The organism is Beijerinckia sp. 28-YEA-48 (assembly GCF_900104955.1).
Classification (GTDB): Bacteria; Pseudomonadota; Alphaproteobacteria; order Rhizobiales; family Beijerinckiaceae; genus Terripilifer.
Genome location: NZ_FNSI01000001.1, coordinates 1,438,652 through 1,456,608 on the forward strand (window position 1 = coordinate 1,438,652; position 17,957 = coordinate 1,456,608).

Here is a 17,957-nt window from a genome sequence, read left to right on the forward strand (position 1 = left end):
TCAACAGCTTGCGCTGGTTGTGAGCCATAGCGCTCATCCCTCCCCGGCCCCTGAAAAATTCGCACTCCATGTCACATCGTGCAGGGTGCCATTCGTCATGTCTTCACAGGCCATCCAGAAGGAGACGACGATGATCCCCCAATTGAATCTTTTTACCGCCGGTTTGGCAGCAAGGATTGATCATGTCTGACAAGATACTGATCATCGGCAGCGGCTTTGCTGGCTTCTGGGCCGCACTCGCGGCGCGGCGTATGGCTGGTCCTCGGCTCGAAGTGACCCTGCTGTCGCGTGAGCCGATGCTGGAAATGCGGCCAAGGCTCTATGAGGCGAAGCCTGAGACACTGGCTGTCGCCCTGCTCCCAATTCTACGCAAGGTCGACGTCAACTTCGTACAGGGCGAGGCCATCAGGCTCGACGCCGCCGCCAGAGCCGTGACGCTCGCCGCCGGCAACCGCTTCGCTTACGACCGCTTGGTCGTCGCGACCGGCAGCCGCATGCGTCGGCCGCCGGTGCCCGGCGCAGAGGCGGCGTTTTCGGTTGACACCCAGGCGGAGGCAATCGCCTTCGATCGCCGCTTGATCGAAATCGTCCGTGATGTCGCGGCGCCGACCATCGCTATCATCGGCGCGGGCTTTACCGGGATCGAGCTGGCGCTCGAATTGCGCGACCGGCTGCGGGTGCACGGCGCTGAGGGCGTGGCCGAGCGACTGCGCATCGTCCTGATCGAGCGAGCCGAGACCGTCGGGCCCGAACTCGGGCCGGGGCCGCGGCCGGTGATCGCGGCGGCGCTGGCGGCCGCCGGTGTCGAGTTGCGCCTCGGCGCCGCCGTGCGCGCCTTGGCGCCAGACCGTGTCAGCTTTGCCGACGACAGCGTTCTCGCCGCCGACGCCGTGGTGCTGGCGACGGGAATGGCCGCCTCGCCTTTCGCGGCTCAAGTCCCCGGCACTCGGGATGAGCTTGGACGGGTCGTTGTCGATACGACCCTTAGGGTGCCCACCGCGCCCGAGGTCTTCGTGGCCGGCGATGCGGCAACGGCCGATACCGGCGATGGCCACCGGACGTTGCAGTCCTGTCAGCATGCGGGGCAGCTCGGCCGTGTCGCGGGTGAAAACGCGGCGCGCGACCTGCTCGGCCTGCCGCCTGTGCCCTACGCGCAACTGCGCTACGTTACCTGTCTGGACCTCGGCCGCTCGGGTGCGGTCATTACCCAAGGGTGGGAGCGGCGGGTCGAGAAAGCAGGCGAAGAGGGCAAGGCGGTGAAGCGGCTGATCAACACGCAAGTCATCTATCCGCCCATCGATGGTACGGCTGAAGCGTTGCTCGCGAGTTCCAGCACCAACCTTGCCGAAAGGGCCGGCCGAGTGGACGGTGCAAAAGCCGATCTCAATCCGGTTCAAGGGGCCTGATGGCATCCGCATCGAGCCAGGACGCTGCCGCCGTCTTTGATCCGCTCCGGCCGGTGCTTATTCGCACGGCCTATCGGATGCTCGGCTCGGTCGCGGATGCGGAGGACGTGCTTCAAGACGCCTTCCTGCGCTGGCTCGATGTCGACCGGGACGCGGTGCGCGAACCGGGCGCGTTTCTGCGCCGCGTCGTTACGCGCTTGTGCCTGGACCGGCTCAAATCAGTTCGACGCGAGCGCGAAACCTACATCGGCACTTGGCTACCCGAGCCGGTCGTGGAAACGGGGGACGATGGATCGGACGACGTTACATTGCCGCTGCTGATGGCATTGGAACGTCTGTCGCCGTTGGAGCGCGCCGCCTTCCTACTGCATGACGTGTTCGGCCTCGACTTTGAAGAGGTCGCGGCAACGATTGGGCGGGAGGCCGCGGCGTGTCGCCAGCTCGCAAGCCGCGCCCGTAGCCATGTTCGTACAGACCGCCCACGCTATCCTGTGCCGACGGAGCGTGGTTTCGAGATCGCTGAAGCCTTCTTCGCTGCCTCCCGAAACGGCGACATGGAACGCCTGCGCACGCTGCTTATGGCGGACGTCACCCTCTATGCCGATGGTGGCGGCAAGGCGCCGGCGCGGATGACGCCAGTTGCCGGGATCGATGGCGTTATGCGGCTGTTCGCGGCTGTCTTTGCCGTGAGCAGCTCTCGCCTCATCCGCTATTGTTTTATCAATGGCCTGCCGGGGTTTATCACCATCGAACCGGGCGACATTCTCCAGACGACCGCCCTGGAGATCGAGCATGACCGGGTCGTCGCGATCTATGCTGTGCGCAATCCCGATAAACTGAGGCACGTGGCGAGCGCCCTGCACTGACAGCTTGCTGCATAGCGAGCGACTTCGGATCTCAGCCCCGATAACGCAGCCGATCAACCAGCAGAGCAAACGCTGGCGATGATTGTCGGCGGCTGGGATAATAGAGATGGTAGCCGGGGAATGACGGGCACCAGTCAGCGAGAACCTGAACAAGGCGTCCCGCCGCGATATCCTCCCGCACATGATTTTCCGGAAGGTAAGCCAGGCCCAGGCCGGCGAGCACCGCGTTCATGCGCAGGCCGATATTGTTGAAGACCAATTGCCCTTCGACCCGCACCTTCACCTCGCGTCCGTCCTGCTCGAACTCCCAAGCGTAGATTCCGCCGTAGGTTGGCAGGCGGAGATTGATGCAGGCGTGGGCGGTGAGATCGTGGGGCGTGTGCGGCCTCTCGCGCTGGGCCAGATAAGCTGGCGATCCGACGACAACCATGCGCATGTCTGGCCCGATGCGCACGGCGATCATATCCTTGGCGACCTGCTCGCCGAGCCGCACACCGGCGTCGTAACGCTCAGCCACGATATCAGTCAGGCCATAATCGACGATGATCTCGACCTTGATGTCTGGATAGTCCGGCAACAGTTTGGCCAGCGTCGGCCAGAGCACGGTTTGCGCCGCGTGTTCGCCGGCGGTGATGCGGATGGTGCCGGCGGGCTTCTCGCGCAATTCGCTGAGCGCCGTCAGCTCGTTTTCGATTTCGTCGAAGCGTGGCCCCACGGTGCGCAGCAGGCGCTCGCCGGCTTCTGTCGGGGCGACGCTACGGGTGGTCCGGGACAAAAGGCGAAGCCCAAGCCGCTCCTCGAGCCCCCGTACCGTATGGCTCAGAGCAGATTGGGACACGCCCAATTTCGCGGCGGCCCGCGTAAAACTGCGTTCCCTGGCAACGGCGAGGAAGGCGAGGAGGTCGTTGACGTTTTCGCGCGGCATTGATGAACTCTCCTCATGAGTCCATGTCAATTTTTCCGCCTAATGGCAAGTGCCTCCGTCTCCTACATTCATGACGGACAGCAGCCCTGCCCGGCTGCTCCGAAGTTTGTTTGGGAATTTGAAGGAGACCGACGATGGACATCAAAAGAAGTGGATCGCAGCCATCGGCCAAGGGACCGGCCGACTATTTCACCGGCACGGTGCGCATCGACGCTCCGTTCCAGGGCACTGCGCCGGCGCGGGTCGGCGGCGCGCTCGTCACCTTTGAGCCCGGCGCGCGCACCGCTTGGCATACCCACCCCTTGGGTCAGACGCTGATCGTCACCGCTGGTTACGGCCGGGTGCAGCGCGCAGGCGGCCCGATCGAGGAGATTCGTCAAGGCGACATCGTCTGGTTCGAGGCCGGCGAGAAACATTGGCACGGCGCGTCGCCGCAGACGGCCATGAGCCATATCGCCATCGCCGAGGCGCTCGACGGCAAAGTCGTCGATTGGATGGAACAGGTCAGCGACGCGCAATATCAAGCAGGTTGAACATGAAACCGCATGTCATTTTGCATATGGGATCGAGCCTCGATGGCCGGATCGTTCCGACGCATTGGCCGCAGGATCTCACCGACCGATTGACCGAGGTTTACGAACGCGTTCACCAGGCGTTGGAAAGCGACGCCTGGATCGTTGGCCGTATTACCATGGCCAGCTTTCAGACAGGCAGTCCGAAACCAGCGATGGCGACCGAGGCTTTGCCGCGCACCACATGGAAAGCGTCCGCCGCGGCGCAAGGGCCTTATGCGATCGCCATCGATCAGCATGGCAAACTGCATCTCAACAGAGGCCAGATCAGCGGCGATGCCATTATCGTCGTTTTGTCCGAGGCGGTATCCGATGACCATTTGGCCGAACTGCGCCGCGATGGCATCTCCTACATTTTCGCCGGACGAACCGAGATCGATCTGGCGCGAGCGCTGACCATTCTTGCGACGGAGTTCGGCATTAAACGCCTGTTGCTGGAAGGCGGCGGCGCCATCAACGGCAGCTTTCTTTCAGCTGGGCTGATTGATGAAATCAGCCTGATTGTCGTGCCACTCGCAGACGGTTTGGCCGGCTTGCCGACAACATTTGATCGCACGTCCGGCAAGCCGCGCCTGTTGCAATTTCAGTCTGTCGAGCAGCTCGAACATGATTTGGTGCATCTCAGATACACCGTTGTTTGAGCGCCGAATGTGGCAAGGTTAACGGGCGTCATTTGCTTCAAGGAGAGGTCCGCGCTAATTCACCGAGTTGGAATTTGTGAGAAACAGAGGACGCCGGACAGGCTTTGCGAGTCCCGTCAAATCCACTTCTCCTCCTCGGCCCGACCATTATCCTGCTTTTCGCGGTCGCGTTTATCTTTGCCTGGACGCTCGATCGACCGCGCCGGCATTTGTTATTGTTCGGCATTGCCGGGTTTCTGTTTTGCATGGGTACCCTCTGCCAAATTCTAGCGGTGCCCGCGGCCCCTGGCCCAAACGCTGTCGTCTCCGCCTTCATCTATACGATCAGCGTTTTGACCTTCAATGAAGGGTTGCTGATCCGCTCCAGCAAGCACACGCCATGGCTGGCGCAGTGTGGCATCCTGTTCCTGATCGTCGCGGGCACGGCCTATTTCTTTTACGTCGATCGCAACGTGTGGATCCGCGTCTACATTTTGAACTTCGGCTTTGGTTTGATCTGTCTGGTCACCGCGTGGCGCGTGCGCGCCTTGCGCTTGGGACAGATGACGGAACGAATCTTGTTCTGGACGCTGCTGATCTTCTCCATTCAATTCATTCTGCGCACCCTGCTCACGCAACAATTCATTGTGCCCGACGCCACTGCTTTTGGGCTGTCGCCGTTCTGGCTGGCGCTGCAATACTCGCTCGCGGTGCTCGGCGTCGCTCTGGCTCTGGCGCTTCTTGGGGTTGCCGTCGGCGATGTGATCGAGGATCTGCGGCGCGAGCGCGCGATAGACTCTCTGACCGGCCTGCTCAATCGACGTGGCTTTCAAGAAGGCGCTGCGCCGTGCATGCATGATCCGCGCAGCCTGCCCTTGAGTGTCGTCGTTGCCGACATCGATCATTTCAAACAGATCAATGACGCATTGGGTCATGCCGCCGGCGATGAAGTGCTTCGGACACTCGGCAAGGTGATCCGCCAGGCGGCACGGCGCATCGATCTGTGCGGCAGGTTGGGCGGCGAAGAATTTGTCCTTCTGCTGCCCAACTGCGACGCAGAGGGCGCCGCCGCCTTCGCCGAACGATTGCGCGCGGCCATCAGCGCCACACGGTTCGCGGGACTCCCGGACACGTGGCGCGTGACAGCCAGTTTCGGTCTGGCGGAGAAGCGGCCCGACGAGAGCCTGTCGGATCTCCTTGTGCGGGCCGATGCGGCGCTCTACCGGGCCAAGCACGCCGGGCGTGATCGCGTCGAGCGCCATACCGAAACGATGCTTGGCCAACCCCTTGGCCAAACCGACAGACTGTCGATCGATCCTGTTTAGATCTTTTCGAGCTCAGCGAGAACATCCTTCGTCAAGACCAGCTCGGCCGCCGCTAAGTTCTGCGTCAGATGGTTGACCGACGATGTCCCCGGGATCAGCAGGATGTTGGGCGCCCGGGCCAGCAGCCAAGCGAGCGCAACCTGCATCGGTGTCGCGCCGAGCTTCGCGGCCACGTTCGACAAGCTGTCCGACTGCAACGGCGTGAAGCCACCGAGCGGAAAGAAAGGAACGTAGGCGATGCCCAGCTTGCCGAGTTCGTCGATCAACGGGTCGTCGTGGCGATGCGCTAGATTATACTGGTTCTGCACGCAGACGACCTTGGCGATCTTGCGTGCCTCCGCCACTTGGGCGGATGTGGCGTTGCTGAGGCCCAGATGCTTGATGAGGCCCTGGCGCTGAAGTTCAGCCAGCGTGACGAACCGCTCTTCGATCGAGCCTTCGGCGGGACCGTGGCCATCGCCCCAGAGGCGCAGATTGACGACGTCGATCGCATCAATGCCGAGGTTGCGCAGGTTGTCATGGACCGCTTGGGTGAGTTCCGCCGGGCTTTGCGCCGGAAGCCACGACGCATCGGCGCCACGCTTGCCGCCGACCTTGGTCACGATCACCAGATTGTTGGGATAGGGATGCAAGGCTTCCCGGATCAACTGGTTGGTGATGTGAGGTCCGTAGAAGTCGCTGGTATCGATGTGGTCGACGCCGGCTTTCACGGCCTGGCGCAGCACCGCGAGCGCCCCGTCGCGATCCTTCGGCGGCCCAAACACGCCGGGGCCGGCAAGCTGCATGGCGCCATAGCCCATTCGCTTTACGCTCTGGCCGCCAAGGGAAAAAGTGCCTGCTTTGGTGAGGTCGGTCATGTTTCTGTCTCCAACGCCTAACGACGTGGTTCGAAGATAGGCGTTGACCGGCTGTGCGATAACCACCTTATATCGGCACAGGCTGTATGGAATTTCGAACAATGGCGGCTGACCTTCAGGATCTTTCGGCGTTTCTCGCCGTGGTGCAGGCGGGGGGCTTTCGCGAAGGCGCCCGTGCTAGCGGTGTGTCGGCCTCGAGCCTGAGCGAGGCGGTGCGGCGTCTTGAAACCCGATTGGGCGTCCGGCTGCTCAACCGCACGACCCGCAGCATTGCCCCGACCGAAGCGGGACTGCGCCTGGCCGAACGGCTCACGCCGGCGCTGAACGAGGTGGAAGCGGCGCTCGACGTCGTCAACACATTCCGCGACCGGCCGACGGGAACGCTGAAGCTGAATGTGCCGACCGTTGCCGCCCGCCTTATTCTTCCCGCCATCGTCACACCATTCTTGAAGGCCTATCCCGACATCAAGCTGGAGGTGATCGTCGAGGACAGTTTTGTCGACGTGCTGGCCGCCGGTTGCGATGCGGGGATCCGCTACGACGAGCGGCTCGATCAAGACATGATTGCCGTGCCGATCGGGCCCCGCGTGCAACGGTTCGCGACCGCCGCCTCACCGGCTTATTTGGATGCAAGAGGCCGCCCCGAGCACCCGCGCGACTTGCTCGCTCATTCCTGTCTGCGTGGACAGTTCGCCAGTGGCACAATCCCCGCTTGGGAATTCGAGCGTGAGGGAGAAATCGTGCGTGTCGACCCCACCGGCCCGCTGCTGGTCCGCATCGGCCTGGCGGCCGATCTGGCCCTTGAAGCGGGGGTGGATGGGCTTGGCATCATCTATTTCTTTGAAGACTGGTTGCGGCCCTATCTGGCGAGCGGCGCGCTCGAGCCGGTGCTGGAGCCCTGGTGGCAGACCTTTAGTGGCCCGTTTCTCTACTACCCCGGCCGACGCCACCTGCCCGCGCCGTTGCGTGCCTTTGTCGATTTCATCAAGACGCAGTGATCAGAGTGTCACGTTCAAAGCCAACCCAGGGAGTGTGACATGGCGCAAGACGCGGGCCTGGCGGAACTGTTGCGAGAAGATCTCGTGTCCGTGCGGGGCTTGACGGAAAAAGCCATGTTCGGCGGACGCGCCTGGTTGTTGAACGGCAACCTTTTATGCGGCGCTCGCGACGATGGCATGCTGGTCCGGCTCGGCAAAGGCAAGGATGACCGGGCGCGGGCGACGCCGGACATTGTTCCGATGATCTCCCGTGACAGAGTAATGTCGGGCTGGGTGCGCGCTGGCCCCACGGCCTTTGGCGACGACAAGCTGCGGCGCAGACTGCTCGACGCCGCCCTCGCCTTTGTCCGGTCGCTGCCGAAAAAATAATTTCACGCTGGCTCCACTTCGACCGTCACGTGCGAAAGCTCGTGGATGTGCGCCAGCAAAGCCTTGTAGTGCGATGGCTCTTTGGGGCTCGGCGACACAAGGGCGATGATCGCCGCATGATGGCCAGGGCCCAACTGCCACACATGCAGATCGGTGATCTTGTCGCCTTGCCCTTCGAGAGCTTCACGAATTTCGCCAGGAAGCTCTTCATCGTCCGACACTTTGTCGAGTAGCACACTGCCCGCGTCGCGGATCAGTCCCAATGACCAGCGCGCGATGACCAGCGCACCCACCACGCCCATCATCGGGTCGGCCCATAGCCAGCCATTGAAGAGGCCGAACAGCAACGCGACGATGGCCAGAACCGAGGTGAGCGCGTCCGCCAGAACGTGCAAATAGGCGGCGCGTAGATTGTTGTCGCGCGCCGGGCCATGGTTGTGATCTGCGTGATCGTGATCGTGCGCATGACCATGATGGTGGTGCGCATGATCGTCCTTCAGCAGCCAGGCGCTGATCAGATTGACGACAAGACCGACGACCGCGACGGCGATCGCCTGATCGAAACTGATCGCCACGGGATTGGCGAGACGCACGAGGCTTTCCCAGCCGATCAGCAGGGCCACCAGGGCAAGCACCACCGCGCTGGCGAAGCCGGCCAGATCGCCGAGCTTGCCGGTGCCAAAGGTGAAACGCGGATCACGGGCGTGGCGCTGGGCGTAGAGATAGGCGAGCGCGGCGATCAGCATGGCGCCGGCGTGGGTCGACATGTGCCAGCCATCGGCCACCAGAGCCATCGATCCGTAGATGGTGCCGGCAACGATCTCGACCACCATCATGCTTGCGGTCAGCGCGATGACGAGCCAGACCCTGCGCTCGTTCCGCTTGTGATCGTCGCCGAGGAAAACGTGATCGTGGTTGGGAAGGAAAATTTCATTCGCGGCCATGGGATATTCCTTTCAGGCGCGCCGGCCTACTTCATGTAGGTCCGCAAGACTTCGATCAGTTCCTCGCCGCCCTGTTGGCGTTCGGTTTCCGTTGCCGCCGCAAGCACGTGCTCGCGCAGATGGTCTTCCATCAGTTCGGTGGTCAGCCCGCTCATGGCGCCGCGCACCGAGGCGAGCTGGCGCAAGACTTCACCACAGGCCGTTTCGGCTTGCAGCGCCCGCTCGATCCCTTCGATCTGGCCGCGGATCCGGCGCACGCGGGCGATCAGTTTGTCTTTCTGGCGGACGGAATGGGACATGAATTGTTGCTTCGCTAAATAATATAGGGGAGTATACTATTAGAGGTGTCGTGACGCAAGCCTCATTGTCGGCATTCAGATTCAGGGCCTTCATCAGAATGAGGAGTGGCGGCACACCAAGCCGCCACCCATGGCCTTCGGAAACACGGAGCAATTAGCTCGATTGTCTCCGCAAAACATAAGCTTACTACTCTGGCCTACGCGCCCTTGACGTCGATTTGCACGTCCACATTGCCGCGCGTCGCATGGGAATACGGGCAGATTTTCTCGTGCGCTTCGGTTGCCAGCGCGGCGAGCTCGGCTTGCGGCAAGGTCGGATCCTCGACATGCAGTTTGACCGCAATGCCGAAGCCGCCGCCATCGCGCGGCCCAATCGATACCTCCGCCGTGATTTTTGCTTTGGTCGCGTCCTTCTTGTGCTGTTTGGCGACGAAATCGAGGGCGCCGCCGAAACAGGCCGCATAGCCGGCGGCAAACAGGTGTTCTGGGGTGGTCGTGCCCGGCTTGCCCGGGCCGCCCATGGCTTTCGGAACGGATAAATCAGCGCTGACTGTGCCGTCGGATGCCGCTGTATGGCCGTTGCGCCCACCAGTCGCCGTGGCAACCGCCGTGAACAGAGGCTTGATCGTATCCATCGCATGCTCCTCAAAAATGGACCTGATCTGCATCAGGCCGGACAAGAGTTCGATTGTGCGCCCTCCCTATAGTGGCGGCAATCCCATGGAGTTTCGATGACAGGCTCGAATGACAGGACGCCCGCCCTGCCCCCGCCTTTGCCTCAATCGGCGACGGCTTCAAGCTGCTCGGGAGCGGGCCGCGGCGCGCCCTGTGAAGAGGAAGCCGTCTGCTGGCCGCGGCTATATTGCCGTGGCGAACAGCCCATGACCTTTTTGAAGGCGGTGCTGAACGCGCTCTCGGACTCGTAGCCAAGCGACAGGGCGATGGTGGAAATAGGATCGCTGGAATGCGTCAGCCTGTCGCCACCCAGCAGCATGCGCCAACGCGTCAAATATTCCATCGGGGTTTTGCCAACGGTCTCCTTGAACTTCTCGGCGAAGACCGAGCGTGACATGCCGGCGCGCTGCGCCAGCTCTTGCAAGGTCCAGCGATGCGCAGGATCAGCGTGCATGGCGGTGATCGCCGCACCCATGTGCTTGTCGGCCAAGGCAAAGAGCCAACCAACGCCGCCCTTCGCCTCCGCCAGATGCAACCGCAGGGCCTGAACCAAAATCATGTGGGCGAGATGCTGGATGATCAGAAAGCCGCCAGGTTGCTCCGCGCGCAATTCCTGCATCATGCGCTCGACCGACCAACGCAAGGCCACCTGCTCCGCTTCGCTGCGGATGTGCACAATCGGCGGCAGCATCTGCAACAAAAGGTCGGCATGATTGCCAGCGAGGGCGAAGCGGCTACTGACGAAAAAGAAGTCGCCGCCTCCGTTGTAACGGACGATGCCACCACCGCGCGCCGGTGAAAACACCTCTGCTGCTTGGACCGGCGTCAACGCCATGTCGGTGGCTATGCGAAACGGTCGACCGCTCGGCAGCAGGAAGCAGTCCCCCGTATCGAGGCGTAATGCGTCAGGCACCCCTTCGACCGACAGCCAGCACTGACCGGACACCACGGCACCGCATTTGATGCTTTTTTGCTGATCGGGAAACTGGATTGACCATGGTCCACCAGCTTCGAAGCCAGCGGACATGTAATTGCGCGGCTTGAGCAGCGACAGCACGTCTGAAAGGGGATCCATGGGCATTCCGGACGATCACGAAGATAATGCGGACGTTACCGCATGGATCGTATGGGCTCAATCGCTTATCTCCCTCCCAACGCGCCGCATGCGGCGTGGGTGAAATGAAGTGAAGGAAGTTCGCCATGCGTGTCTTCGTTACAGGCGCCACCGGTTTTGTCGGTTCCGCCGTTGTTCAGGAATTGCTGGGCGCGGGCCATGAGGTCATCGGTCTGACCCGCTCGGATGCTGGCGCCAAATCTCTTGCCGCCATGGGTGCCAAGGTGCATCGCGGCGATCTCGAAGATTTGGAGAGCCTGCGCCGTGGTGCGGCAGCGTCGGATGGTGTGATCCATACCGCCTTCAATCATGATTTCTCAAGATTCAAGGAGAACTGCGAGAGCGAGCGCCATGTCGTCGAAGCCCTCGGTTCTGCTCTTATGGGCTCTGATCGTCCCTTGATCGTCACCTCAGGCATCGGCGTCCTGTCGGCCGGCCGGGTTGCCACTGAAGACGATGCTTCCCCCACGGGCCCGACCGCCAGTCCGCGTGTCGCGTCAGAAGAAGCGACCGCTTCGCTCGCTTCGCGCGGCGTGCGCACGTCGGTTGTTCGTCTACCGCCGTCGGTACACGGCGACGGCGACCATGGCTTCGTGCCGATGCTCATCGGCATCGCCCGCCAAAAAGGCGTCTCGGTCTATGCCGGCGAAGGGCAAAACCTCTGGCCGGGAGTGCATCGGCTCGACGCAGCACGTCTTTACAGGCTGGCGCTCGAAAATGGATCGGCCGGAAGCCGCTATCACGCGGTGGCTGACGAGGGCGTGCCGTTCCGCGATATCGCTGGCGTTATCGGTCGCCAGCTGAATGTGCCGGTTGTCAGCAAGACGCCCGAGGAGGCTGCCGCGCATTTTGGCTGGTTCGCGCATTTCGCCGCGATCAACACTCCGGCCTCAAGCCAGAAAACGCGAAAACTGTTGGGATGGCAGCCGACCCAGCCGGGACTGATCGCCGATATAGATCGGCCGCGCTATTTCGAGGGCTAAGCAGATCGGAAGGTTACAACAGGGCATTGCCCTGTTGTACGGCCGCCTGCTCGTCAGCGACGAAAGCTACTGTCATCCCCAATGCCTTGACAAACGTTTGCGCCGCAGCACGAACCGGCAGCGCAAACGGCCGGTCTCCCTGAATGAATATGATGCCGCGACAGAGCTCATGTAGTTGCTTTCTGATCTGCTTGAAGAAAAGCGCCCGTTCCTTGCGCTCCTCGTGCGTCTCGTCATGCCCCTCTCCGAGACGATGATGGGTGATCAGCACAAATTTCTTCCCGGCCGCGAGCAGTTCGACCAACTGATGCGGAAGCGGCATTTCTGACGGCCCCTCTTCTCTCAGGAAGACGATGGGGAAATGGGCTTGGTCCAAATACATGATCATCTCCGTGGCGTGATCAACGCTCAATAAAGATCGTTGCGGACCGCATGGTCATAATGCGCATCGAGGGCCTCGACATTGGCGTCCCGCAGTTGCGCCAGCGAGGCCAGAATCTTGCCGACGGAAGGAAGCGCACTCCGGTCGAGTTGTGAAGCTCCAGACCACAAGCGCGCGCGGTTTATGGCCTTGCCGCAGTGGAACAACACTTCGCTCACGGAGACGACAATGGCCGCCTTGGGTGCACGCTCGCCCTCCTTCAACCGCTCAAGCAGGGTTGGATCAACCGATGCGCGGGCGCGTCCGTTGATCCGCAAGAAGACTTCCAGGCCCGGGAACAGGAACAGCATCGCCGCGCGATCGTCCTCATCCAGATTGCGCATCGACTCGATGCGGTTATTGCCGGGCCAGTCGGCGAAAGCGACAGTGTGCGGATCGAGCACATGGACAAAGCCGGCCGGCCCACCACGGGGCGAAGCATCCAGTCCGCTGTCGCGCCCGCTTGCGAAGCAAAAGAATGTGGCCGCCCGCAAATAGGCTTCGTGAAAATCGATGAGGCGATCCAGCACCGCCTTCTGGATCATCTCTGAAGGCGGGGCATAAAGCGCGTTCAAATCGGGTTTTGCGTTCATCGGGCCGCCTCCATCAGCCCGAAGGCGGCGATCTCGAACTCATGGATCGGGTCAGGTCGGATACCCTGCGCGCGCATATGCCATCTCCTCGTTACAAAGCGAGAATAGCAATCCGGCGCTGGCGGCTATAAACTAGTTATGCCAATTTATATCAGAATGACGCCATGACGGATCTTTCCTTCGACCCCGCCCTCGTCAACTCCGCTGCCGAACCTTTTCTCATTGTCGCTGCCGGCAAGGTGGAGAGCGAGCGGACCTCGATTCCCCATGCGCACGCGCGCGGGCAATTGTTCGGATCGACAAACGGGGTTCTGACCGTGGGCGTAGTGGACAGCGTGTGGATTGTACCGGCGATCCACGCAGTCTGGTTGCCGCCGTATCATGAGCATTGGGCGGCGTCTCATGGCTCCTTCGAGGGGTGGAGCGTCTATATTGCAGAAAGCCTCTGTCTCGATCTGCCGAAAACGCCTCGTGCCTTAAGGACATCAGGGCTGTTGCGGGAGGCTGTGTTGCGGGCGGCAAGCTGGCCGGTGGCTCCATTGGATGCCGCAAGTGCCCGGCTTGCCACCGTCATTCTCGATGAAATCCGCACCCTCCCCACGGAGGCGCTTGGCCTTCCCATGCCTAAAGACAATCGATTGGCACGGATTGCGCGGGCGCTGATCGATGATCCTGCCGACGGTCGCGATCTGGAGGGCTGGGCGCGATGGACCGGCGCCAGTTCGCGGACGCTTAGCCGGCTTTTCGTGGCGGAAACGGGCTTCACATTCACGGTCTGGCGCCAACGCGCCCGCCTTTTGAGATCGCTCGAGATGCTGGCCGCCGATGTTCCGGTGACGTCCGTCGCCTTGGATTTGGGCTACTCAACCGCCAGCGCCTTTATAACGCTCTTCCGCCAGACCTTCGGCGAGACGCCGGCCTCCTATCAACGGAAGCTCTGAACAATATGCCTGCGGCAGCTAGCGTTGTTCGTAGGGAGAGTAATCTTCAACGCAGAGCAGTTTGAAGATGGACGATCCGCTGCATGGCATCATGCGGCGTGTCTAACAACGGGCAAACACCTATCAACGGAAGGCCGATGAAGGTTTGCGGGTTGCACAGGAATTTCAGAGAATGGTCATCGCGCTTCAAGACCGACGCTTAGGTCTGCGATTTAAGCGACGGATTGGATTTGCTCCAGCCAGCCAATAGTCTTGAACGGCGCAGCAATGTTCGCGGCTTGGAGATTGCGGTCGGCGCGCCACCGATCGCTCGCCTCGCACTCGCGACGGTGGCCAGATCGTGTTGCAGGATCATGTGTCGGATCGGCGAAGTCTCGTTCGTCCTTGGAATGGCACCAGATTGGCTGCGCCCACGTCCACCTGTTAATTCAAGAGGATAACGATATGCCCAGTACCCTTCGCTTGCACCGCGTGCTGACAACCAGCCCCGAGAAAATCTATCGCGCGTTCATCGAGGCGGACGCACTGGCAAAATGGCTCCCGCCCAACGGTTTTGCCTGCACCGTGCATCATCTGGAACCGAAGGTCGGCGGCACATTCAGAATGTCCTTCCGGAATTTTACGACGGGCAACAGCGATGCGTTTGGCGGCGCCTATGTCGAACTCGTCCCGGGGGAACGGCTGCGCTACACGAACAAATTCGATGATCCCAACCTGCCCGGCGAGATGGTGGTGACGGTGACGTTGAAAAAAGTCCTGGTCGGCACCGAGGTCAATATCGAGCAAGCCGGCGTGCCGGATGTCATTCCTCCGGAGGCTTGCTATCTTGGTTGGCAGCAGTCGCTGCGCAATCTGGCACGGCTTGTTGAGCCTGAAATCAATCAATAACGCCTCAAACCAAGCGGAAGCACACAGGCTCCGGATCGTGGAGCCGCGCGATCCGGCCAGTTCAGGCGCATCTGGGAGCCTCTCCGCCGTGCTTCCGTGAGGAAATATGAAGCTAATCTTTACAGTTTAGCTTCATATATGCTATAGCCGCCGCCATGAATGCGAAATGGGATGATCAGCAGGCGGCTGTCACCGCGGCACTGGCACAGGATCTTCGGGCCTTGGTCAGCCAGATCAGGCGGCGGCTGCGCGACCAGGCCCATCTCGGCGGCGACCTGACACCGACGCAAACCTCCGTGCTGTTGCGCCTCGAAAAGCATGGTCCCGCAACGACGTCGGAGCTTGCCCGAGCGGAAGGGATACGGCCTCAATCTATGGGCACGGTCATCGCCGCACTGGAAGAGGCCGGACTTGTGGCGGGTGCGCCGGATCCGACGGACGGACGGCGCACCATCTTGTCCCTGACGAAGGCCTGCATGGACTGGATCCAGCAAAGCCGCGCGGCGCGGCAGGATTGGTTGTCGCGGACCCTCGACGCCCGGCTTTCCCAACAGGAGCAGAACCAGGTCGCGGCTGCGGTCGCCCTGCTCCGACGTCTTATCGACGATTAAGCTTCCCTATGCCCCGTCCCGGCCAACACCCGAACCGCTAAGGACATGCCGTGCTGACAACCCTCGATCCGAACACGGCGCTGATCGTCGTCGATCTGCAGCAGGGCATCGTCGGCCACGCCTTCATCCACCCCATCGGTCCGATCCTGGAACGCACGCGGGAATTGATCGAGGCTTTTCGGGCGCTGAATCTGCCGGTCGTTCTGGTCAACGTCTCAGGTGGCGCCCCGGGGCGAACGGAGCAGCCAAGACGGGTTCCTGATCCACTGCCCGAGGGCTTCGTCGACATTCTTCCCGAACTCGGTCAACAGCCAGACGACATCGTCGTCACCAAGCGGACATGGGGCGCCTTTGCCAGCACCGATCTGGAGGCGCGCCTGAAAAAGCTGGGCGTCACGCAGGTCGTGGTGACGGGCGTGGCCACGGCCACCGGCGTCGAGGCGACGGCGCGTCAGGCCTATGAGCTAGGCTTCAACGTGACCCTGGCCGTCGATGCGATGACGGACACGTGCGCGCAAGCCCATGATTACAGCATCAGCTTCGTCTTCCCCCGACTGGGCGAGACCGGGACGACACGCGAAATCATCAAACGGCTCGCAACGAAAGACCATTGAGATGAAGGACCAAGCGACATGACCTGGCTTCCAATCCTGTCCTATTTTTTCGGCGGCGCCTTTTTGGCGAATGCTGTGCCGCACTACGTCAACGGCACGATGGGGAAGGCTTTCCAGAGCCCATTCGCAACGCCGCGGGGCCAGGGCCTGTCGTCGTCCAGCGTGAATATCCTCTGGGGCTTTGCCAATCTCGTGATCAGCTATCTGCTCGTCTGCCGCGTCGGCGACTTTGACCTGCGGAACACGGCGCATGTCGCCGCGCTCGGGCTCGGCATGCTTCTGCTGGGCCTCTTCGCCGCCCGGCATTTCGGGCGCTTCCATGGCGGCAACCTGCCAGAACGCCCGTGAATCTAGCGGTTCAAAACATTTTTCGGTCGCTGCGGAGTTACAACTACCGGATCTGGGTTGGCGGCGCCTTCGTCTCCAATGTGGGCACATGGGTGCAGCGCACCGCCCAAGACTGGCTGGTGCTGACGCAGCTCACCCACCACAATGCTTCGGCGGTCGGCATCGTGATGGCGCTTCAGTTTGCGCCGCAGTTCCTTTTCCTGCCCTGGACCGGCTTTGTCGCCGACCACTTCAACCAGCGCAAATTGTTGCTCGCCACCCAGGCGCTCATGGGGGCCCTCGCCCTGACGCTGGGCATCCTCACCATCAGCGGCTTTGTGCAGCTCTGGCATGTCTATGTCTTCGCCTTTCTCTTTGGCACGGTGGCGGCGTTCGATGCGCCGGTGCGCCAGACCTTCGTCGCGGAGCTGGTCGGCGAAAAGGACCTGTCCAATGCGATCGCGCTCAATTCGACCTCCTTCAACTCCGGTCGCATGATCGGGCCTGCGGTGGCTGGCATCGTCATCGCTACGATTGGCACCGGCTGGGCCTTTTTGATCAACGGACTGTCCTTCATCGCGGTGCTGATCTCGCTCTCGCTGCTGCGCACATCGGAGCTTCATCCCAATCCGCGCGCTCAGCGCACACGGGGCAGCTTTGTCGAAGGGTTTCGCTATGTCTGGGCCCGCCCCGATCTGAAGGCGATCTTGATCATGCTGTTCCTGATCGGCACCTTCGGATTGAATTTCCCGATCTTCATCTCGACCATGGCGGTCCGTGTCTTCGACGCCGATGCCCGGGGATATGGTCTGCTGTCGTCGATCATGGCGATCGGAACGGTCGCTGGCGCGTTGCTGGCCGCCGGTCGGGACAGGCCACGGTTCGAAACACTTATGGTTGGCGCCGCCATCTTCGGGATTGGCTGTACGCTGGCCGCCGTCGCGCCGAGCTACTGGGCGTTCGCAGCCGCTCTCGTCGTGATCGGCGTTTCGGCACTGACCTTCTCCAATACGACCAACAGCCTGATGCAGCTTTCGACGGATCCGGCCATGCGCGGGCGGGTGATGGCGCTGCGTGTCAGCGTCGCGCTTGGCGGCACGCCGATCGGTGCACCGATCGTCGGATGGGTGGCGGACAATCTGGGTCCACGCTGGGCGCTGGGCATCGGCGCGGCGTCAGGCTTTGCCGCCGCGATCGTGGCCGTTTACGCGATGACACGGAAAGGCCCCCGGCGCGGGCCACCGCCGCCGCAATCCTGACGATCGAAGAACGCCTGACGATCGAAGAACCGATGATCAAACCCTGAGGCGGTTGTCGGCTCTTGCGTCTCTCAATCGTCTTCTTATGGTGGAGATTACTTTGTTGAAGACGGTTAGGAGATATTTTGAATGGCGACGGAGAAAGTGAAAGGCCCTGCTTCCTACTTTCCTTCGATTGAGAAATCATACGGCAAACCAGTAGGTCACTGGCTCACGCTTCTCGACACCATGAAGGACAAGAAGCACATGGAGGTGGTTTCCCTCCTCAAGTCGGAGCACGGGATGGGCCATGGGCATGCCAATGCGCTGGTCGCCTATCATCGATCACAGAAGTAACCTGACTACAGTTC

23 protein-coding genes are annotated in these 17,957 nt (G+C 61.7%); 15 read left to right on the forward strand and 8 right to left on the reverse strand.

Going from position 1 to position 17,957, the window contains the following annotated elements:
- The first annotated feature begins 182 nt into the window (after positions 1 to 182).
- Together BLW50_RS06700 and BLW50_RS06705 are read left to right on the forward strand one after the other, a co-directional pair.
- Entirely contained in the window at positions 183 to 1,406 is a 1,224-nt protein-coding gene (locus tag BLW50_RS06700) for an NAD(P)/FAD-dependent oxidoreductase (RefSeq protein ID WP_090699297.1), read from the forward strand.
- Positions 1,406 to 2,272, forward strand: coding sequence for a sigma-70 family RNA polymerase sigma factor (locus BLW50_RS06705; RefSeq protein WP_090699299.1), 867 nt, complete (start codon positions 1,406 to 1,408; stop codon positions 2,270 to 2,272). Before BLW50_RS06700 ends, BLW50_RS06705 begins: the two co-directional genes overlap by 1 nt.
- Positions 2,273 to 2,303: 31 nt before the next feature.
- Here BLW50_RS06705 and BLW50_RS06710 read toward each other — a convergent pair whose 3' ends face one another.
- On the reverse strand, positions 2,304 to 3,197 hold the full coding sequence (locus tag BLW50_RS06710; RefSeq protein ID WP_090699302.1) for a LysR family transcriptional regulator: 894 nt from the start codon (positions 3,195 to 3,197) through the stop codon (positions 2,304 to 2,306).
- Between the two features lie 134 nt (positions 3,198 to 3,331).
- On the opposite strand from BLW50_RS06710, the gene BLW50_RS06715 reads away from it, so the two are divergent.
- From BLW50_RS06715 to BLW50_RS06725, 3 genes are all read left to right on the forward strand, one after another.
- Positions 3,332 to 3,730 (forward strand): (R)-mandelonitrile lyase, encoded by a 399-nt coding sequence (locus BLW50_RS06715; protein WP_090699306.1) that lies wholly within the window; start codon positions 3,332 to 3,334, stop codon positions 3,728 to 3,730.
- A 2-nt stretch (positions 3,731 to 3,732) separates the two neighbouring features.
- Positions 3,733 to 4,410, forward strand: a complete 678-nt coding sequence (locus BLW50_RS06720) for a dihydrofolate reductase family protein (RefSeq protein WP_090699309.1) — start codon at positions 3,733 to 3,735, stop codon at positions 4,408 to 4,410.
- A gap of 245 nt (positions 4,411 to 4,655) precedes the next feature.
- Complete coding sequence (locus BLW50_RS06725) at positions 4,656 to 5,714, forward strand: GGDEF domain-containing protein (RefSeq protein ID WP_244544150.1); 1,059 nt, start codon at positions 4,656 to 4,658, stop codon at positions 5,712 to 5,714.
- On the opposite strand, the gene BLW50_RS06730 is transcribed toward BLW50_RS06725, so the two are convergent.
- Positions 5,711 to 6,571: an aldo/keto reductase family oxidoreductase gene (locus BLW50_RS06730; protein ID WP_090699316.1), complete on the reverse strand. Its 861-nt coding sequence runs from the start codon at positions 6,569 to 6,571 to the stop codon at positions 5,711 to 5,713. The genes BLW50_RS06725 and BLW50_RS06730 overlap by 4 nt on opposite strands.
- Before the next feature lie 101 nt (positions 6,572 to 6,672).
- On the opposite strand from BLW50_RS06730, the gene BLW50_RS06735 reads away from it, so the two are divergent.
- Positions 6,673 to 7,569 (forward strand): LysR family transcriptional regulator, encoded by an 897-nt coding sequence (locus BLW50_RS06735; RefSeq protein ID WP_090699320.1) that lies wholly within the window; start codon positions 6,673 to 6,675, stop codon positions 7,567 to 7,569.
- Between the two features lie 39 nt (positions 7,570 to 7,608).
- Positions 7,609 to 7,938 carry a TfoX/Sxy family protein gene (locus BLW50_RS06740; protein ID WP_090699324.1) on the forward strand — a complete coding sequence of 110 codons (330 nt, stop codon included), beginning with the start codon at positions 7,609 to 7,611 and terminating at the stop codon, positions 7,936 to 7,938.
- Positions 7,939 to 7,940: 2 nt separating this feature from the next.
- On the opposite strand, the gene dmeF is transcribed toward BLW50_RS06740, so the two are convergent.
- The 4 genes from dmeF to BLW50_RS06760 all read right to left on the reverse strand — a co-directional run bounded on the left by dmeF (position 7,941) and on the right by BLW50_RS06760 (position 10,931).
- Positions 7,941 to 8,882, reverse strand: a complete 942-nt coding sequence (gene dmeF, locus BLW50_RS06745) for a CDF family Co(II)/Ni(II) efflux transporter DmeF (protein ID WP_090699328.1) — start codon at positions 8,880 to 8,882, stop codon at positions 7,941 to 7,943.
- Positions 8,883 to 8,908: 26 nt separating this feature from the next.
- The gene (locus BLW50_RS06750; protein WP_090699329.1) at positions 8,909 to 9,181 is read right to left on the reverse strand and encodes a metal/formaldehyde-sensitive transcriptional repressor; all 273 of its coding nucleotides are present in this window, start codon (positions 9,179 to 9,181) and stop codon (positions 8,909 to 8,911) included.
- Between the two features lie 197 nt (positions 9,182 to 9,378).
- On the reverse strand, positions 9,379 to 9,816 hold the full coding sequence (locus BLW50_RS06755; RefSeq protein WP_090708800.1) for an organic hydroperoxide resistance protein: 438 nt from the start codon (positions 9,814 to 9,816) through the stop codon (positions 9,379 to 9,381).
- Between the two features lie 143 nt (positions 9,817 to 9,959).
- Positions 9,960 to 10,931, reverse strand: a complete 972-nt coding sequence (locus BLW50_RS06760) for an AraC family transcriptional regulator (RefSeq protein WP_090699333.1) — start codon at positions 10,929 to 10,931, stop codon at positions 9,960 to 9,962.
- Between the two features lie 125 nt (positions 10,932 to 11,056).
- Here BLW50_RS06760 and BLW50_RS06765 point away from each other — a divergent pair, with 125 nt between their 5' ends.
- Positions 11,057 to 11,953 (forward strand): SDR family oxidoreductase, encoded by an 897-nt coding sequence (locus tag BLW50_RS06765; RefSeq protein ID WP_090699336.1) that lies wholly within the window; start codon positions 11,057 to 11,059, stop codon positions 11,951 to 11,953.
- A gap of 13 nt (positions 11,954 to 11,966) precedes the next feature.
- Here BLW50_RS06765 and BLW50_RS06770 read toward each other — a convergent pair whose 3' ends face one another.
- Entirely contained in the window at positions 11,967 to 12,335 is a 369-nt protein-coding gene (locus tag BLW50_RS06770) for a hypothetical protein (protein WP_139267501.1), read from the reverse strand.
- A 26-nt stretch (positions 12,336 to 12,361) separates the two neighbouring features.
- Entirely contained in the window at positions 12,362 to 12,967 is a 606-nt protein-coding gene (locus tag BLW50_RS06775) for an MSMEG_1061 family FMN-dependent PPOX-type flavoprotein (RefSeq protein ID WP_090699343.1), read from the reverse strand.
- A gap of 164 nt (positions 12,968 to 13,131) precedes the next feature.
- Between BLW50_RS06775 and BLW50_RS06780 the strand changes: the two genes are divergently transcribed.
- The 7 genes from BLW50_RS06780 to BLW50_RS06810 all read left to right on the forward strand — a co-directional run bounded on the left by BLW50_RS06780 (position 13,132) and on the right by BLW50_RS06810 (position 17,943).
- Positions 13,132 to 13,908, forward strand: coding sequence for an AraC family transcriptional regulator (locus BLW50_RS06780; RefSeq protein ID WP_090699347.1), 777 nt, complete (start codon positions 13,132 to 13,134; stop codon positions 13,906 to 13,908).
- A gap of 444 nt (positions 13,909 to 14,352) precedes the next feature.
- Positions 14,353 to 14,796: an SRPBCC family protein gene (locus BLW50_RS06785; protein ID WP_090699349.1), complete on the forward strand. Its 444-nt coding sequence runs from the start codon at positions 14,353 to 14,355 to the stop codon at positions 14,794 to 14,796.
- A 155-nt stretch (positions 14,797 to 14,951) separates the two neighbouring features.
- On the forward strand, positions 14,952 to 15,407 hold the full coding sequence (locus BLW50_RS06790; RefSeq protein ID WP_090699351.1) for a MarR family winged helix-turn-helix transcriptional regulator: 456 nt from the start codon (positions 14,952 to 14,954) through the stop codon (positions 15,405 to 15,407).
- A 50-nt stretch (positions 15,408 to 15,457) separates the two neighbouring features.
- On the forward strand, positions 15,458 to 16,021 hold the full coding sequence (locus BLW50_RS06795; RefSeq protein ID WP_090699354.1) for an isochorismatase family protein: 564 nt from the start codon (positions 15,458 to 15,460) through the stop codon (positions 16,019 to 16,021).
- An 18-nt stretch (positions 16,022 to 16,039) separates the two neighbouring features.
- Entirely contained in the window at positions 16,040 to 16,369 is a 330-nt protein-coding gene (locus BLW50_RS06800; protein ID WP_090699356.1) for a hypothetical protein, read from the forward strand.
- Positions 16,366 to 17,607, forward strand: coding sequence for an MFS transporter (locus BLW50_RS06805; RefSeq protein WP_090699360.1), 1,242 nt, complete (start codon positions 16,366 to 16,368; stop codon positions 17,605 to 17,607). Before BLW50_RS06800 ends, BLW50_RS06805 begins: the two co-directional genes overlap by 4 nt.
- A 129-nt stretch (positions 17,608 to 17,736) precedes the next feature.
- Positions 17,737 to 17,943, forward strand: a complete 207-nt coding sequence (locus BLW50_RS06810; protein WP_090699363.1) for a DUF4287 domain-containing protein — start codon at positions 17,737 to 17,739, stop codon at positions 17,941 to 17,943.
- The last annotated feature ends 14 nt before the right edge of the window (positions 17,944 to 17,957 follow it).

Bases quoted from the DNA above. Each gene is read 5' to 3' on its own strand.
- BLW50_RS06700 (WP_090699297.1), top strand. From the start codon at position 183: ATGTCTGACAAGATACTGATCATCGGCAGCGGCTTTGCTGGCTTCTGG.
- BLW50_RS06705 (WP_090699299.1), top strand. From the start codon at position 1,406: ATGGCATCCGCATCGAGCCAGGACGCTGCCGCCGTCTTTGATCCGCTC.
- BLW50_RS06710 (WP_090699302.1), bottom strand. From the start codon at position 3,197: ATGCCGCGCGAAAACGTCAACGACCTCCTCGCCTTCCTCGCCGTTGCC.
- BLW50_RS06715 (WP_090699306.1), top strand. From the start codon at position 3,332: ATGGACATCAAAAGAAGTGGATCGCAGCCATCGGCCAAGGGACCGGCC.
- BLW50_RS06720 (WP_090699309.1), top strand. From the start codon at position 3,733: ATGAAACCGCATGTCATTTTGCATATGGGATCGAGCCTCGATGGCCGG.
- BLW50_RS06725 (WP_244544150.1), top strand. From the start codon at position 4,656: ATGGGTACCCTCTGCCAAATTCTAGCGGTGCCCGCGGCCCCTGGCCCA.
- BLW50_RS06730 (WP_090699316.1), bottom strand. From the start codon at position 6,571: ATGACCGACCTCACCAAAGCAGGCACTTTTTCCCTTGGCGGCCAGAGC.
- BLW50_RS06735 (WP_090699320.1), top strand. From the start codon at position 6,673: ATGGCGGCTGACCTTCAGGATCTTTCGGCGTTTCTCGCCGTGGTGCAG.
- BLW50_RS06740 (WP_090699324.1), top strand. From the start codon at position 7,609: ATGGCGCAAGACGCGGGCCTGGCGGAACTGTTGCGAGAAGATCTCGTG.
- dmeF (WP_090699328.1), bottom strand. From the start codon at position 8,882: ATGGCCGCGAATGAAATTTTCCTTCCCAACCACGATCACGTTTTCCTC.
- BLW50_RS06750 (WP_090699329.1), bottom strand. From the start codon at position 9,181: ATGTCCCATTCCGTCCGCCAGAAAGACAAACTGATCGCCCGCGTGCGC.
- BLW50_RS06755 (WP_090708800.1), bottom strand. From the start codon at position 9,816: ATGGATACGATCAAGCCTCTGTTCACGGCGGTTGCCACGGCGACTGGT.
- BLW50_RS06760 (WP_090699333.1), bottom strand. From the start codon at position 10,931: ATGGATCCCCTTTCAGACGTGCTGTCGCTGCTCAAGCCGCGCAATTAC.
- BLW50_RS06765 (WP_090699336.1), top strand. From the start codon at position 11,057: ATGCGTGTCTTCGTTACAGGCGCCACCGGTTTTGTCGGTTCCGCCGTT.
- BLW50_RS06770 (WP_139267501.1), bottom strand. From the start codon at position 12,335: ATGTATTTGGACCAAGCCCATTTCCCCATCGTCTTCCTGAGAGAAGAG.
- BLW50_RS06775 (WP_090699343.1), bottom strand. From the start codon at position 12,967: ATGAACGCAAAACCCGATTTGAACGCGCTTTATGCCCCGCCTTCAGAG.
- BLW50_RS06780 (WP_090699347.1), top strand. From the start codon at position 13,132: ATGACGGATCTTTCCTTCGACCCCGCCCTCGTCAACTCCGCTGCCGAA.
- BLW50_RS06785 (WP_090699349.1), top strand. From the start codon at position 14,353: ATGCCCAGTACCCTTCGCTTGCACCGCGTGCTGACAACCAGCCCCGAG.
- BLW50_RS06790 (WP_090699351.1), top strand. From the start codon at position 14,952: ATGAATGCGAAATGGGATGATCAGCAGGCGGCTGTCACCGCGGCACTG.
- BLW50_RS06800 (WP_090699356.1), top strand. From the start codon at position 16,040: ATGACCTGGCTTCCAATCCTGTCCTATTTTTTCGGCGGCGCCTTTTTG.
- BLW50_RS06810 (WP_090699363.1), top strand. From the start codon at position 17,737: ATGGCGACGGAGAAAGTGAAAGGCCCTGCTTCCTACTTTCCTTCGATT.